General features: G+C 46.7%; 12 protein-coding genes. 8 read left to right on the plus strand and 4 right to left on the minus strand.

The window, feature by feature from the left end; genetic code table 11:
* Both VBY75_RS10565 and cfa read left to right on the plus strand, forming a co-directional pair.
* A complete protein-coding gene (locus VBY75_RS10565; RefSeq protein WP_199494341.1) occupies positions 1-1,173 on the plus strand; it encodes an ammonium transporter in 1,173 nt (390 codons plus the stop codon).
* Positions 1,174-1,253: 80 nt separating this feature from the next.
* A complete protein-coding gene (gene cfa, locus VBY75_RS10570; protein ID WP_222235773.1) occupies positions 1,254-2,369 on the plus strand; it encodes a cyclopropane fatty acyl phospholipid synthase in 1,116 nt (371 codons plus the stop codon).
* On the opposite strand, the gene VBY75_RS10575 is transcribed toward cfa, so the two are convergent.
* Positions 2,366-3,412: an AI-2E family transporter gene (locus VBY75_RS10575; protein ID WP_199494339.1), complete on the minus strand. Its 1,047-nt coding sequence runs from the start codon at positions 3,410-3,412 to the stop codon at positions 2,366-2,368. The two genes, cfa and VBY75_RS10575, sit on opposite strands and share 4 nt — an antisense overlap.
* 111 nt (positions 3,413-3,523) lie before the next feature.
* Here VBY75_RS10575 and VBY75_RS10580 point away from each other — a divergent pair, with 111 nt between their 5' ends.
* A complete protein-coding gene (locus VBY75_RS10580) occupies positions 3,524-5,215 on the plus strand; it encodes an EAL domain-containing protein (RefSeq protein WP_416512412.1) in 1,692 nt (563 codons plus the stop codon).
* Positions 5,215-7,470, plus strand: a complete 2,256-nt coding sequence (locus VBY75_RS10585) for an EAL domain-containing protein (protein ID WP_416512414.1) — start codon at positions 5,215-5,217, stop codon at positions 7,468-7,470. The genes VBY75_RS10580 and VBY75_RS10585 overlap by 1 nt, the downstream gene beginning before the upstream one ends.
* A 1-nt stretch (position 7,471) precedes the next feature.
* Here VBY75_RS10585 and VBY75_RS10590 read toward each other — a convergent pair whose 3' ends face one another.
* The 3 genes from VBY75_RS10590 to VBY75_RS10600 form a co-directional block, all read right to left on the minus strand.
* The gene (locus tag VBY75_RS10590; protein ID WP_054489497.1) at positions 7,472-8,032 is read right to left on the minus strand and encodes a gamma-glutamylcyclotransferase; all 561 of its coding nucleotides are present in this window, start codon (positions 8,030-8,032) and stop codon (positions 7,472-7,474) included.
* A gap of 24 nt (positions 8,033-8,056) precedes the next feature.
* Positions 8,057-9,610 carry a methyl-accepting chemotaxis protein gene (locus VBY75_RS10595; RefSeq protein ID WP_199494336.1) on the minus strand — a complete coding sequence of 518 codons (1,554 nt, stop codon included), beginning with the start codon at positions 9,608-9,610 and terminating at the stop codon, positions 8,057-8,059.
* Between the two features lie 145 nt (positions 9,611-9,755).
* The gene (locus tag VBY75_RS10600; RefSeq protein WP_054489501.1) at positions 9,756-11,669 is read right to left on the minus strand and encodes a hypothetical protein; all 1,914 of its coding nucleotides are present in this window, start codon (positions 11,667-11,669) and stop codon (positions 9,756-9,758) included.
* Positions 11,670-11,835: 166 nt separating this feature from the next.
* Here VBY75_RS10600 and VBY75_RS10605 point away from each other — a divergent pair, with 166 nt between their 5' ends.
* From VBY75_RS10605 to kynU, 4 genes are read left to right on the plus strand one after another with little or no spacing between them, the layout of a single operon-like run.
* The gene (locus VBY75_RS10605; RefSeq protein WP_199494324.1) at positions 11,836-12,324 is read left to right on the plus strand and encodes a DUF962 domain-containing protein; all 489 of its coding nucleotides are present in this window, start codon (positions 11,836-11,838) and stop codon (positions 12,322-12,324) included.
* On the plus strand, positions 12,321-13,589 hold the full coding sequence (locus VBY75_RS10610; protein ID WP_278356728.1) for a mechanosensitive ion channel family protein: 1,269 nt from the start codon (positions 12,321-12,323) through the stop codon (positions 13,587-13,589). The genes VBY75_RS10605 and VBY75_RS10610 overlap by 4 nt, the downstream gene beginning before the upstream one ends.
* Before the next feature lie 43 nt (positions 13,590-13,632).
* Complete coding sequence (locus VBY75_RS10615) at positions 13,633-14,532, plus strand: alpha/beta hydrolase (RefSeq protein ID WP_416512419.1); 900 nt, start codon at positions 13,633-13,635, stop codon at positions 14,530-14,532.
* Positions 14,529-15,776 carry a kynureninase gene (gene kynU, locus VBY75_RS10620; protein WP_416512421.1) on the plus strand — a complete coding sequence of 416 codons (1,248 nt, stop codon included), beginning with the start codon at positions 14,529-14,531 and terminating at the stop codon, positions 15,774-15,776. Before VBY75_RS10615 ends, kynU begins: the two co-directional genes overlap by 4 nt.
* Positions 15,777-15,805: the final 29 nt, after the last annotated feature.

Here is a 15,805-nt window from a genome sequence, read left to right on the forward strand (position 1 = left end):
ATGGAAGCACAAGATTTACAGCAACTCACTTTTGCCCTCGATACTTTTTATCTGCTTGTTTGCGGCGCGCTGGTCATGTGGATGGCGGCCGGGTTTTCAATGTTAGAAGCCGGCCTGGTAAGAGCCAAAAACACCACCGAAATTCTGACCAAAAACATTGCTCTCTACTCCATTGCCTGTATTACTTATTTAGCCATTGGTTATAAAGTCATGTACCCGGATCCTTCCCCTGCTTACGCCGCCGATGCAAACTTCTTCTTTCAGGTTGTGTTTGTTGCCACCGCTATGTCCATTGTTTCCGGCGCCGTAGCAGAGCGAATGAAGCTCATGAGCTTTTTAGTTTTTTGTGTCGTACTCAGCGCATTTATTTACCCGGTTCAGGGCTTGTGGACCTGGGGCGGCGGCATGATAGCAAACTGGGGGTTTGTCGATTTTGCCGGCTCTAGTATTGTTCACTTAACCGGGGCATCAGCAGCACTGGCGGCGGTCATATTGCTGGGTCCCCGCTCTGGCAAATACCTGAGTGACGGCAGTATTAATGCCTTACCGGGTTCAAACATGCCTCTCGCCGCACTGGGTACTTTTATTCTCTGGTTCGGATGGTTCGGTTTTAACGGCGGTTCCCAGCTGGCTCTGGGCTCAGTTGATGACGCCAACGCCATTGCACGCGCTATGGTCAATACCAACACCTCGGCAGCAGCAGGAACAATAGCGGCACTGCTGTTTACCAAGTTACTCTGGAAAAAAGCCGACCTGACTATGATACTAAACGGTGCTTTAGCCGGTTTAGTCGCCATAACTGCACAACCCGTTACTCCCGAACCCTGGCAGGCAAGTGTTTTTGGCTTTGTCGCCGGACTCATTGTTGTGTTGTCAATTATTGCTCTGGATAAGCTGCACATTGACGACCCGGTTGGGGCCATTTCGGTACATGGTGTCGTGGGTATATTCGGTACCCTGCTAGTGCCCATAACTGACTCCAGCGCCAGCTTTATGATTCAGTTCGCCGGCGTTGCCACAATTTTCGGTTGGGTCTTTGCCTGTAGCTTTATCATCTGGACTATACTCAAGCTGACCGTAGGTATTCGCGTGACGAAAGAACAGGAATACGTAGGCTTAGATCAGGTTGACTGTGGCGTTGAGGCTTATCCGGAGTTTACTTCGCAGAAGTAGCAATACCGACGTCATATTGCCAGGCCCGCCCGTTCTTGATACGGTTTTATGCCATCAATTTCATGAATGGGCGGACAATTATGTCGACATCACGAGAGTATGTTGAAGAACTTTTAGCTCAGGCAGATATTCGCATTAACGGCAATCGGGCCTGGGACATGCAAATACACGATGAAACCGTTTTTGATCAGGCTTTGTCGCGTGGCAACCTGGGTCTTGGCGAATCCTATATGGCACGCTTATGGGATGCCGAGTCTCTTGATCAGTTTTTTTTCAAGCTTTTGCGGTCGGGCATTCAAGACAAAGTAAACCCCGCACGCCTTATCTTTCACTCTCTGAAAAGCCGCATTTTCAATCTACAAAGTCAGTCGAAAGCCTGGGAAGTTGGACAGCACCATTACGATATGGGCAACGACTTGTACTCAGCTATGCTTGACGAACGCATGGTTTATACCTGTGCTTATTGGGAAAAAGCGAAAGATGTCGATGAAGCGCAACGGCACAAACTTGAGCTTTGCTGTAAAAAGTTAGGCCTGAAACCCGGTATGCGAGTGCTTGATATAGGCTGCGGTTGGGGCAGTTTTATGCAATACGCTGCTGAAAATTACGGCGTTGAATGCGTTGGCGTTACTATATCTAAAGAGCAAGTTGCATTGGGTGAAGAGCGCTGTAAAGGCCTGCCTGTCGAGTTTCGATTACAAGACTACCGTGAGCTTGATGAACAGTTTGATCGGGTGATTAGCCTGGGCATGTTCGAGCACGTAGGCCAGAAAAACTATGACGACTATATGGATGTAGCCCTGCGCTGCACTAAAGAAGACGGTCTGTTTTTACTTCACACGATAGGCAAAAATGTCAGCGACACAGCAGCTGACCCATGGATCAGTAAATACATTTTCCCTAATGGCGAAGTGCCTTCTATTTCACAAATTGGCACCGCGCTGGAAGAAAAGTTTGTCTGCGAAGACTTTCACAACTTTGGGGCTGATTACGATAAAACCCTAATGGCCTGGTTTGAGAATTTTGATAAGGCCTGGCCGGAGCTTAAATCGCAATTTGATGATGAGTTTTACCGTATGTGGAAATACTACTTACTATCTTGCGCCGGAGCCTTCCGCGCCCGTGATATCCAGCTCTGGCAGTGGGTATTATCACCTAAAGGGCGCGTTGGCGGGTATTCACGGCCTCAGCTTTAAGAGTCCGCGTTAAATTCCGTCATAAAGATATCCCAGAAGACCAGGAACAGGGCTGCAACAAGCGGCCCTAATACAAAACCGGTAATTCCGAATAGAGACAAACCACCCAGAGTGGAAAACAACACTAAGTAGTCCGGCAGTTTTGTATCGCGGCCAACCAAAATTGGGCGTAATACGTTATCGGCCAGACCAATAACAATTGCACCGTAAGCAACGAGTATGGTCGCGGCTATCCAGCTTCCTGTCGCGTATAGATAAATAGACACAGGTAGCCAGACCAGGCTGGCACCCACTGCAGGAATGAGTGACAAGAACGCCATCACAACACCCCAAAGTAAAGCGCCCGGAATGCCAAGCAACGCAAAGATAATACCGCCTAACGCCCCCTGAACTATCGCAACCACCAAGTTCCCTTTGACCGTTGCGCGTGTTACTTCCGCAAACTTAGTAAATAGCTTACGCTCCCGTTCATCTCCCAGAGGTAATGCCTTAACCATCAAGTTAATTAAACGGTGTCCGTCCCTTAGCAGGAAAAAAGTCAGGTAAATCATTAAAGCCAGGCTAATCAGAAAAGAAAACGTGTTTTGACCAATGCTCAGTGCTTCTTCCGCTAAGAACTTGCTACCACTGACGGCTGTCGAGGATATTTTATCTCGCACATCGCTGGCTTTAATATCAAACTGAGCAAGTAGGTCATTAATGACCGGAAAGGCGGTCTGAATTTCATCAAAAAGTTTTCCTGGATTAATTTTGCCTTCATCCAGTCGCTGGTAAAAACTAACGCCCTCTTGCACGAATGAATACGAAATTCCCAGTACCGGTATAACAACAATAACAAGTGCAATTAGCAGCGTAACAAGCGCTGCCCGGTTAGGCTTGTCTCCAAACTTGTTCTTCAACCGTTGCTGCAACGGCGAGAAAATTACCGTAACGACACAGGCCCAAAAAATAGCAGCCCAAAAAGGTATAAGTACCCAGGCAAAAGCAACGCTGACAAGTGCCAGTGTCAGTAAAAATGAACGTCTTTCTAATGATTCCCGCATACTTGCTTCCTTGGCATTAGTAATTCTTTGCGTAAAGACTTGACAGACTTCCCGTTAGATAACAACCTCAACATAGCTAACTGCTTAATTTATCACAACTGATAAGAATAAATGTCGAAATCGGAAGATCCATACAGCTTTGCCACTTGGTGCAAAGAAAGTTTGATTAACTTTACAAAGATGAACGCCGAAAAACAGGTGTTTATTGGCTTTGTATTGGCGATATTTATTGCAGCTTTTATCCGGGTTATTGAAATGACCGGTGGGCTTCCAAGCCTGTACGAGCATTTACTTTACTTTCCTTTAGTATTAACAGGACTTCTACTTGGCCCCCGTATTGGCGCACTGGCCGGGTTCATGTGCGGTGTTTTACTGAGCCCATTTTCTTTTTCTGATTCATTAATAAGCAGTAACGAAATTGCCGGCGGCTGGATCCTTCGCTTACTGGCTTTCACTTTCATTGCGACTATCGCCGGCATTATTGCAAGAGTCGTAAAAGAGCTTAATGGCGCGGAAAAAAGTGCGAAGTTCAAATATCAGGGCACAGACTTGCCTAACATTAATGCCTTACTGGAACAGCTAGAAACTATTGGTCACAGTAAGGACGGAGCTCCGGACGACCTTATCGATATTTTCAACTTTCGCTTGCAGAATATGGAGAAAATTCAGCAGCAAGTAGGCACTGAAAAAGCCAATGAACTCGTCAAACAAATGGCAATACAATTGAAAAAGCTACTTGGCGACCAGGTTCACGTTGGGCAGACGTCGAAAAATGAACTCGTTGGCGTTAGCGCAGAGGCAGAAGAGAATACCAAAGAGCTGCAGAGTAAAATTGAAAGCTTTTTAGAAAAGCCGATAGTGGTTGACGGCGTTTCGTACCAAATGGATAGTGCAGCAGGTGTACTCCGGGTCAAAAAAGACCAGCTTAAAGAAGACCATCAAAAAGTGTTCGATGAAGCTCAGGCACATGCATTTAATGCGTTTCAGAAAAAACAGCAGTTTTCATTTTTGGAACAAAATGATAACGCGATAGACCAAATTGAAGAGGTGACGTTCTCTCGTCAGTTTAGCGAGGCCATGAAGAATAATGACATTCAGCTTTACTTCCAGCCCCGCCTTAACACCAATACGGGTTACTTTTCCGTTCTGGAAATATCGGCAAAATGGGTGCACCCAAAACGTGGCGGCATGAATTTAGAAGAGTTCAAGCCCATGATAGAGGAAGCTTCGTTAACCCAGCAGTTCACATCCTGGATGATTCAACGCACCTTTAAAGACCTGAGAACTTGGCTAAAACAAAAAGTCATAGTGCGAGTTTCTATTAATATCACTATTAATGATATTGTCGACCCTATTGTGCTAAACGTTCTGGCACACGAGCTACAGGACTCCAAGTTTCCTGCGCGGCAAGTTTATATTGAAGTGAGCGAACGTGCTCTAATGTCACTGTCTGATAAGTCGAAACGGTATCTGGAGCGTTTAAGAAGCGTTGGTTGTAACGTCATAGCTTCACATTTTGGAGAGGGTCGTTCGACCATTCAGTCACTTTTTGTACTACCCGTAGATGCCGTAAAACTCTCTGAAGAGTTGGTACAAAAAGCAACGTCGCACAGTGACAAAAAACGAGAGTTAGCGTCTATGGTCAAAATGGCGAGAGCTCGCGGTTTAACCACCATAGCCACAGGCATTAATGATCGCGCTAAACTCCTTCTGTTAAAACAAATAGGATGTGAGGAACTACAAGGATCGATTCTAAGTAAGTCGCTGAAAAAGGCTGATATACCCTGGGCCCGGATAAGATAATGAAAGACAAAATGACGTTAACAACTCAGCATAAATGGCGCCGACCGTTTTATAAGCGCCCGGAAGTTATTCTGGTAATAGCCTACATAGTTGCAGCTATAGTTTGGGAGCTTGGATCCAGCGCCCTAATTCAGAATTTAACGTTAGAAACCGATACCAAAAACCTAATGAACCAGGGCAAACCCTGGGGCTTTGTCGTTCTATCTGTGGTTTTTCTGTTTTTCTTCACTCGTATCTGGATTTTAAGACTGAATAAGTCCCGCGAACTTCTTTATAACTATCTTGGGAACAGCCCCACCATTCATTACGAACTGCGTTCACTGGACTCAGGAATCCGCATTGACTGGGTCAGCCCAAATTGTGAACGCATTATGGGCTACTCGCCGGAGGAAGTGAAAGCACCAGGCTGGTGGTTACGCAATATCCACCCTAACGATACACAATTAGCTAAGAAAACCATTTTGCGAAGCCTTGAAGAAGACCAGTTTGTTTACGAGTATCGCTTTCGTCATAAACAGGGCCACTACGTGTGGGTGCGGGACGAATTACGTCGTACCAACAGACGCCCTCTAAGCTTTCAGGGTTCATGGACCAATATATCGGCGGATTATGTTGATAACTCAAACGGGAAAGCTGGCGATGTCTCAGAACATGGGGTCTTATCCGGTATTGCCTTGCTCAATAAGCACCGTAAAGTCATTAGCGTTGATGCTCCATTTACCGAAATTTCCGGATTAACCGAAGCTCAGTGTGTTAACTCAAAGCTGGAAGAGCTGTTCACCGCTACAGATATCGACGACCTTGACAGTAACTTCCCTTTTAACCAAAGCATTTTAATTGTTGGCCGTAACGCAGAGAAAAAGCGTTACTCCGCTGTTCTGATTATTAGAGAGGCCGTTTCAGGCTTTTCTGAAGAGGCGGCTTATATCGCTACATTAAGCGATGTAACCCGAATGAAACAGCAACAGCGGCAGTTACAGAAGTTAGCATTTTTTGACGACTTAACCGGCTTACCTAACGGCAATTCATTGGCATTGGATTTGTCCAGACTGCTGGATGAGTTGCCCAGCGATCGACTCGCTGCAGTGCTAGTCATGAATGTCGACCATTTTCATCAGGTAAACGACAAATACGGTCATCACATTGGCGACAAAATTTTACAGCGCCTGACCCAAAGGCTAAAAGAAGTCACTCCTTTTGGCACTAAACTATACAATCTGGGTGGTGACGAGTTCGCTATTGTGCTGAATCACATTGTCGAATACATCGATATTCAGAATATTATCTTACAAATTCAAAAAGCCTACGAGCGCCCTTTTGGGCTGACCAGTGATGATCAGCAAGTTCAACTAACAGCCAGTATTGGTGCCAGCGTTTACCCCTTAGACGGGCACGATAGCGGAAAGCTCTTAGCTCAGGCTAATTTGGCAATGAACTCAGCTAAAGACCAGCAGAATGAAAACCAGGCTTACTTCAAACAAGAACTTGAGAACCGCTCTTACGATGAAATTCAGCTAGAGGAAGATGTACATAGCGTTCTTCAGAGTGAGCAAATGCAACTGGTCTATCAGCCAGTGCTCAATATGGATAAGCAGGTCGTCGGTGTTGAGGCTTTGCTGCGTTGGGAACACCCAGAACTTGGTACCTTACACCCTGAAAAATTCCTTCCCCAGTTTGACGCTAACGGCATGTTAGACACTTTGGGTATTTGGGTCATCGAAAACGTTGTAGCCCAGGTTGAAAGGTGGCAACAGCAGAATATTACGCCAGGTAAAATAGCCATTAATTTGGCCACTGAGCAAATATCACAGCGGCTCTACCAGGCCCTGAACAGGTTAAATAAAGAAAACCCTAAGCTTTTAGCTAAAATTGAATTCGATTTAAGCGAGAGTAGCTTAAGCGAACCTCTGCCGAACACGCTCGATATTATTGAACAACTGCACGAATTAGGTATTACGCTGGTTATCGACCGTTTTGGTAAGGGCATAGGCAGTATGCTGCATTTGAAAACTATGGCGGTCAGCAAAATTAAAATTGAACGTGAGTTTATCCGCGACCTTGATACCAACGAACGCTCACGAAACCTGGTCAAAGCAGTTATACGCATGACCACCGAGTTAGGCTTAGAAGTACAGGCAGTTGGCGTAGAGAATCAGGCCCAACTTGATAAACTCAAAGAGTTTGGCTGCCATTACTGGCAAGGGCAGCTTTATAAGCTACCTCAGGCCGCTGATGATGTTTTTAGCAGTGACTGATTTAGTCTTCTACTAAGGCCTCATAAATCTGAGTAATATGTGGGTCATTCACACCCAGTTGCTGTAGCGCCAGTTGCAGCTTTACCAGGTACTCGGCATTGGGGCCACTGGGTCCCGATGCACGGGCAATATGCTGAGCTATTTCAGATTCAGGGGCAGCACCAAGAAACGCTTCATTTTCTTCTGTTGCAATGTAAACCAGACCTTCGTTCTGAGAGCCATCGCGAAACGTCATTGCCGTGGTAAAACGCAGGTAACCATTTTTCTCCCTGTGATCCAAATGCTCAAACACATCCGGCGATACTTTATAGGCCATACCAGTACAGACTTCACCCGGCGTTTCAATTAAGGTGAGCACCCTACCCGGAGCTTCCGGCGTACCACGATGGTCATGCGAGCCTTGCCAGAAGCGGCGCGACCATCCTTCAATAGAGGCCGGCGCCCTTTCCAGATAAGGAAAGTCAACTTTGTAAATGAGTGACCCATAACCAAATAGCCAAACAGCTTCCAGCCCACTTAAATCCTGACGTTCTCTATTTATTGCAATGGTATCGTGTGACATACAACTCTCTTGCCTATTTTTCAGTTACAAAGGTTTGTAGCCGATACGGAAACCTCCCCAATGCTTTCCATTCACATAGACAGGTACCGATAAATCGTGCATAACCTCGCCCGTGTCGCGCTTGTACGTCTGTAACAATAACGCCTGTGTATGGGCTCCGCAACGCGCACCGGTTTTATCATTAAACAATCGACGAGAACGGTTACCGACCAAGTCTTTGTTTGGATCCCCGGTTAATGGTTTATTAAAGGCGTCATTATGTCGGGCGACATACCCATTCGGATCAGTCGCGATAGCGTAGACAATATGTTCGTGACGCTTCAGAACCGATTCTTGAATAGCGGGCAATACACTGTCGAAAAACTCTGTGTAAGCGGTTCTGTATTTTACCGGATCTGTCCCCGGCACGGGTTCATAGTTTTTTGAGAACAACTCAGAGGATGTCAGTTCACCCTGCTCGAGCGCCTGCTCTAAACGCTGTTCAATTTGCTGTGCCGCATCCGTCGCGGCTTTGTAAATAACTCTATGCTCTGCGTCGGCGTCGTTCTCAACCAAGTGCGCAAATAACTGTTCCGACTGCATTTCCAGTTGCTCTGCCTGACCACTGACATCATCAAGTTGCTGATACTGTTCCGACAGGTCCGAATTAACCGAATGCAGCAGCTCGCCGTTTCGGGAAAGATCCTGAGCGTTTTCTCCCATTAATGCCGTTATTTTCTGCAGTTGTTGCTCGACGGTTTCTGCTTGCTCAACAATGCTAGCCAGCTGCTCAACAATGCCTGCAGTTGTCTCAGACTGCTGCTCAATGTGCTTTGATAAATGCTCGATATTTTTGACAGCAGCAGTCGTTTCGGTATGAATCGCCTCTACCAGATTACTGACTTCTACGGTAGCATCCGAGGTTCTTCCCGCCAGCGTTCGCACTTCATCAGCAACGACCGCAAAGCCTCTGCCATGCTCGCCTGCACGAGCCGACTCTATTGACGCATTAAGCGCCAGCAAGTTGGTTTGTTCGGCAATGCTGTCAATAACCTGAGTCACTTTGCGAATGTCACTGGCCTTCTCCTGCAGGCCCTTAACTGCTTCGGCACTTCCCCGGCTGTCTGATACAACGAGATCAATTTCGTGGGTCAGCTGCTTTATTCGTTCTCTGCCTTCATGACTTATCTGCTTAGTTTGCTCAGCAGCAACCGCAACTTCCGACGAGAAAGTCTCTATTCCCTGAGCCCTCTCACTCACCCGGGACGAGTTATCGACGCTCTCTTCCAGGCGCTCTACAATATCGGCCAGTACAGTCTTAAAACGGGTAATAGCAAAGCTGAGTTCGGCCGTTGCAATAGCATTCTTTCCGGAGTTTTCAGCAAGGTGGTCGGTGCTGTCGTCGGTATCTTCAGGCTCATCAAAAGGAGCCTGGGCTCGCCGCAAGTAGCTAATATAAAAAACGCTTAAACCAATGAACAATAAAGACTGCAGGCAGAGTTGAAGCCAAAGCCAGGGGACAAACGAGGTAACGATTAAACTGGCAACTATCGCTAAAACCGTTATTAGTAAAGGTGGTTTCACATCAACTGTGGACATTTTTTCGCTTCCATAAGGCGTAAACAACGCAACAAACCATGTATATTTATCGAACAGTTTCTATGAAACTTTATGGCGGTGCACTACGACCTTGGTAGCAAAGCCAGGCGAGCGCTAACTCGCCTGACCATTTAATTGATTAGAATCAACGCTCCTTTTCAGTTTCGTCGTTTGAGTCAAGTTCTTCTTGCTGTCGCAAATAACCCGCCGCTTCTTCGTCCGAAGCCTGCGGTTTGTTTTGCTGCAACTTTTCCTGACTTGCAGGAATTGCGCGTGTCTGCTCATTTAGCTGATGTATCTGGGAGGCATTACCTAAGTCTCTGTTGCTGGTAATAGAAGCAATAGACTCACGATCTTTAAGGAAGTCGATGACATCGTTGCGAATCGAGGCCATTTCATCGTCCGATTTATGCATTTCCAGAATGTGTCGAGGGTGTTCGAGGTTTTTCATTCCTGTGGCCGCAAAAGTTGTCGACACAATACGAGAGACAATAACCCAGGGAGTGATACTGCTGCGTACTAAGGTGTTTTCGGAACGGGTACTGTCGTGAATACCCGCACCAGTTGATATTTTAGATTCGGTGAAAGTACCTTCGCACTTAAAGTAGATAAGCATTGATTCAAACTGAATTTCAGCATAGAACAGATGCGCAATATTTGCCGCTAACCGCGCAAAGGCACGTAACACATAACCGATAAGCAAGAAATGAATAGCCGTCATGGCAACACCAGCCAGAGCCATTAAGTCAGCGTAAGGCGTGTTCTCTGATAACCGGTAGTTCATGCTATCCAGCAGTTTCACCACATCCACCGTGGCATAAGCTAAAAAGAAAGTGAAAAGCACACCAACAATAAACAGGCTGTTACCCAACAACAAACTCACCAAGCGGGATTTTTCAAATAAAGCGCCCAACCCCATAGGTTTAACTCGTGGCTGCACTTCCTGAATCATCTCACCGCTGAACGCGCCTTTACCGTCTACTTGTTCCTGCAAGTTAGGATCAAGCTCACGGTAGACTCGGTTAGGTACTTCGCGGTAACGGCGGTTCGCCATTACCAAATTATCCAAATTAATAAAAATTTCTTTAGGGTGTACTGACTCCTGCCAGTTTTCGCGTAGCTCTGAAACTTCGGAAACCGGGTTCGCATCGGCTAAACGTTTTTTCAACAGCACCACGGTTACTAACGTACAAACAATAGCACCGACAAAAATGCTCAATAGATACCAACCAGCATGAAAGTTTGGTAACGCCGCAAACTGTTGCTCAATTGCAGCCGCGGTTAAATTTGCGGCGTTCATCCACCACCCAACAACCAGACCGACAACAACCGGTAGAAGCAGCGCAAAGGCTATAGTTTTAACCAAGTCGCCACTGCCCATTGAATCAATAGACTGCTCTGCTCCGCGCGATATAGCCTGGCCTGCAGACTTCCATACATGCATGATATACAGCGTTAACAATACGGTATAAACCGGGAACGCAAGTACACCAGCGTCACCGGCAAACCCAGCCAGAGAAACAAAGGCAGCAAAACCAAAGGCAACCATTGCAGTCAGAGTACGCACCCACGCACCTAACAAACGCTGCGCCATGTTTCGAATGGGGTAAGGCATAAACAGCAACTTGGGAAATACCGTGTGAGCAATGCGCGCCAACAAGCCTTTTGGCTCTATAAAGGTACTGTTCTTACGACCCATCAGCATTTCTTCCAATGCCTGATCGTTATAAGCAACGTAACGCGACTCTTCCTGCGCTGTGCTGCGCTCAGACTTACTAAAATTGCGTGCCAGTGATGTTGGATGGTTACGACCAACAAAGTAGCGCAGCATAGCCATAATACCGCCACTCAGCACTTTAATACCGCCAGCCAGCAATAACAGCCCGAAGATAGCTAATACCCAGCCTGTAATTGCATCGGGCTTAACGGCCCCGGCACCTGCTACCAGTAAATAAATGCCAAACAACGATTGCACCACACCGCGAACACTCGTCACCAATCCTTCGGTTTTAAACGGGTTCTTTAACCCCAGATCAATCGAACCGTAATCAAACGCCACCGAACTTCCCCTATTTAATACCTAATAAAAATAAAGGCTTTAGGTTAGCGGTAAGTTAACGGCTGAGCAATAGAAAGTTAGGTATGGCAAAGGCGCTTACTTCATTGACATCAAGCCCCACGCGTAGCAATCTAACCTTCTATTTAGGCACCAACTGGCAAAACCTATGAAAAACATCGTTGATCACTTAGCGCAGTATGCGGCTTATCATCGTAATCGTAAGAATGTGGCGACCCACATTGTCGGCATTCCTATGATTGTCGTTGGTATCATTAGTCTCTTGTCTCGACCTGCACTACCTTTGGATTATCTGTTGATCACCCCGGCCAGTCTGGTTGTTTTAGCCGCTGTTATTTTTTATATTCGGCTTGATATTAAGCTTGGGCTACTCATGACCGTGCTGCTATGGCTGTCTTTAGCCATTGGCCGGGACATTGCAGCTTTACCAACAATGTTTTGGCTTAGTTGGGGCATTGGCCTATTCGTAGTCGGCTGGATCTTCCAATTCATTGGCCATTATTTTGAGGGCAGAAAGCCCGCTTTTGTTGATGACATTATGGGTTTAGCAATTGGTCCCTTATTTGTGGTGGCAGAAGTTGTATTCATTTTAGGCTTTAGAAAGGACTTAAAAGCAGCGGTGGAACAAAAACTATGATGGAACTGGATTACCCTCAGTGGTTTCATGACTGGGCGGCCTCCCAACCCTGGGCTTATACCATTAGTGCCTGTGTTATTCTGGCAGTTGCCGTTTGGATATCCCAGCTCATCACTCAGCAAGTTTTATTACGTGGTGTTTCGCGACTACTGTCACAAACAGAGTTAGGCAGCGACCCAGGCGTTGGCATTCGGGTTATTGTGCACCGTCTGGCTCAGGTTGTTCCTGCTTTGGTATTGTCCGCCGGCATTTATCTGGTACCCGACCTACCTGAAACCGTTACCACAGTCATACGTAACATCAGTATTGCTTACTTAATATTGACTCTGGCGCGTTCATTCAGCGCCGCCATGACCAGCGTTAATGAAATATACAACCGTCAGCCCGACGCGCATGAAAAGCCCATTAAAGGTTATCTGCAAATAGCGAAAATTGTGGTTTACGTTGTTGCCGCCATTCTCATCATAGCGTCATTACTCGACCGCTCGCCGGTTATACTCCTTTCCGGAATTGGTGCTATGGGTGCTGTTGCTATGTTGGTCTTTCAGGACACGATACTGTCACTGGTTGCCAGTATTCAGCTTTCCTCTAACGACATGATTCGGGTTGGCGACTGGATAGAAATGCCACAGCTAAATGCCGATGGCGATGTCATTGATATCGCACTTCATACCGTACGGGTTCAGAACTGGGATAAAACCATCACCAACATCCCGACCAAACGCCTTATCTCTGAGTCTTTTAAAAACTGGCGTGGTATGCAGGAAAGTGGCGGACGCCGTATAAAGCGCGCCTTGTATATTGACCAGAACAGCATTCATTTTTTGTCCGACGAGCAGAAGAAAAAGCTTAAGCGTTTCTCCTTACTTAACGACTATCTGGAGCAAAAAGAAAAAGATATTTCAGAGTGGAACTCTAGCCTTGAGCAAACCGGAGCTGATCCAATTAATGGCCGACAGGTGACAAATATTGGTACCTTTCGCGCCTACGTGAAACAGTACCTTAGTAACAGACCTGACGTGCATAAAGGGCTGACATTAATGGTAAGGCAGCTGAGCCCTGGCCCTCAGGGCTTACCTATTGAAATCTATTGCTTTAGCAATGACACAGCATGGGAAACCTACGAAGGCATACAGTCTGATATTTTTGATCACTTGTTTGCCATACTGCCGCAATTTGATTTGCAGGTATTTCAGGAAACATCCGGCCAGGATGTGCGCACAGCGGTGCAGCAACTAGGGTTAACTCAAAATAAGCCGGAGTGAAACCTGTAGCAATTAATCAAGTATTTATTGAGTCAGTTCAAAAATGCTTGTATGGTCTTTCACCTCATTTGTAACCCGAGAATACAGTGGTGGTATCGTTGTGAAAGTGCTCTTCATGTTACCCAAGACCTTGTTGTTGCTGCTCTTCATTTTTGGCGTTTCTGATGCCAGCGCAGACAACAAAGAGCTCCTTAAACAAGTTACCTTTAATGAGGTGCTCGCCCTTAACAGTGAAGGCCCGACAAAAACTTACTCTTACGGAGACCACACTTCACAGTTTATCCAGTTCTGGAGCACGCGCGAACATTCAGACTCAGCCGCTAACGTTATTTTTATTCACGGTGGCTGCTGGCTAAAAGACTACGACATTACTCACACCAACCCCGCCAGCAATGCATTAAGAAACGCAGGCTTTAATGTGTGGTCAATAGAGTATCGCCGTTTAGGCGAAGACGGCGGTGACTGGCCAGCGAGCTTAAACGACGTAGAAGCCGCTATCGACTTTATTGGCGACAAGCTTAATGGCCGACCCAGCGCTGTTATGGGGCACTCTGCAGGCGGGCACCTTGCATTGCTGGCCACTGCAAATGACACTCCTGCATCGCCTAACATTAACGTTGTGATTGGCCTTGCTGCCATTACCGACATGGTCAGTTACACGCAAACCGATGGTAGTTGTAACCGCGCGGCTTTAAACTTAATGAAAACCGCCTACGAAAATACCAGTGATTACCAGAAGGCCAGTCCAAAAACCCAAAAACTGCACGATAATACCTGGTTAATTCAGGGAGATGCCGACCGTATTGTGCCACTGAGCCAAACTCACAATATTGACGTAGAAACAGAGATACTGGAAGGTGTCGGCCATTTTGACCTGATACACCCACACTCAAGCGCATGGAAAGCCATTATTAAACGCCTGAACAACGAGCTTCATCCATGAACCTTACCGACATACAAGAACTTGACATCATTGACCCTTTCGCAAAGCACCGCGAACAATTTCAGTTACCTGAGAATAAAGTCTATTTGGACGGCAATTCTTTAGGAGTAATGACCAAAGCAACAGAAACTCGCTTGCAGGACGTTATAAAACAACAATGGTCACAAGATCTTATCAATAGCTGGAACGACCATAACTGGGTGAACTTGCCGCAAACCGTCGGTGAAAAAATTGCGCATTTAATAGGGGCCGAACCAGAGCAAACCATTTGCTGCGACTCAATATCGGTCAATTTATTCAAAGCACTCACCGCTGCGCTCACCATCGTTCAGGCGCAGGACCCGGAGCGCACAGTTGTGCTGTCGACAAAAGACAACTTCCCTACCGACTTATATATGGTTCAGGGTGTTGCTCAGTTTTTAGGGCAGCATCGCTGCCAATTGAAGCTCGTTGACGAAAGCGAGCTTGAACAGCACATAAATAGCAAAACCGCTCTGGTGCTGGCAACCGAAGTGAACTTTCGGACCGGCCGACGTATTAACGCAAAGCAGTTGGTCGCCAATGCGCACGAAAACGGCGCTCTGGTAATTCTCGATTTAGCACACAGTGCCGGTGCTATGCCCGTTCATTTGGATGACTGGCAAGTGGATTTTGCGGTCGGCTGCACCTACAAATACCTGAACGGAGGGCCCGGTGCCCCCGCTTTTATCTATGCAGCAAAACGGCACCACAAAAACATGAGCCAACCCTTAAGCGGCTGGTTTGGTCACGCCAGGCCCTTCGACTTTTCACCGGAATACGAACCAGCTGCGGGTATACAGCAGATGCTTACCGGAACGCCTTCGGTTCTGGCTATGTCAGCCGTGGACGCCGCGCTGGATGTTTTTAAAGGCGTTAGCTTAGAAAAGCTAAGAGAAAAGTCGTTACAACTGTCCGATGTGTTTCATCAGTTATTAAAGATTCATGACCTTGATGACGTACTGCAGCCTATTTTTCCAGAGCAACGAAGCGAACGAGGCAGCCAACTGTCTTATCAATACGAGCATGCTTACGGTCTCTGTCAGGCTTTAATTCAACGAGGCGTTGTTGCTGACTTCCGTGCACCTAACTACATTCGTTTTGGGTTCACCCCACTGTATAACAGCTTCGAGGACATTTGGCAGGCAGCCGAACAATTGCGACAAGTGTTAGCAGAAAATGAACATCTGGATCCGCGCTGGCAACAACGTAATACCGTCACCTAAAACCAAAAAGCCTCAACGAAACTCACTGC

The organism is Idiomarina sp. HB (genome assembly GCF_048059115.1).
Lineage (GTDB): Bacteria > Pseudomonadota > Gammaproteobacteria > Enterobacterales > Alteromonadaceae > Idiomarina > Idiomarina abyssalis.

Bases quoted from the DNA above. Each gene is read 5' to 3' on its own strand.
- VBY75_RS10565 (WP_199494341.1), top strand. From the start codon at position 1: ATGGAAGCACAAGATTTACAGCAACTCACTTTTGCCCTCGATACTTTT.
- cfa (WP_222235773.1), top strand. From the start codon at position 1,254: ATGTCGACATCACGAGAGTATGTTGAAGAACTTTTAGCTCAGGCAGAT.
- VBY75_RS10575 (WP_199494339.1), bottom strand. From the start codon at position 3,412: ATGCGGGAATCATTAGAAAGACGTTCATTTTTACTGACACTGGCACTT.
- VBY75_RS10580 (WP_416512412.1), top strand. From the start codon at position 3,524: ATGTCGAAATCGGAAGATCCATACAGCTTTGCCACTTGGTGCAAAGAA.
- VBY75_RS10585 (WP_416512414.1), top strand. From the start codon at position 5,215: ATGAAAGACAAAATGACGTTAACAACTCAGCATAAATGGCGCCGACCG.
- VBY75_RS10590 (WP_054489497.1), bottom strand. From the start codon at position 8,032: ATGTCACACGATACCATTGCAATAAATAGAGAACGTCAGGATTTAAGT.
- VBY75_RS10595 (WP_199494336.1), bottom strand. From the start codon at position 9,610: ATGTCCACAGTTGATGTGAAACCACCTTTACTAATAACGGTTTTAGCG.
- VBY75_RS10605 (WP_199494324.1), top strand. From the start codon at position 11,836: ATGAAAAACATCGTTGATCACTTAGCGCAGTATGCGGCTTATCATCGT.
- VBY75_RS10610 (WP_278356728.1), top strand. From the start codon at position 12,321: ATGATGGAACTGGATTACCCTCAGTGGTTTCATGACTGGGCGGCCTCC.
- VBY75_RS10615 (WP_416512419.1), top strand. From the start codon at position 13,633: ATGCTTGTATGGTCTTTCACCTCATTTGTAACCCGAGAATACAGTGGT.
- kynU (WP_416512421.1), top strand. From the start codon at position 14,529: ATGAACCTTACCGACATACAAGAACTTGACATCATTGACCCTTTCGCA.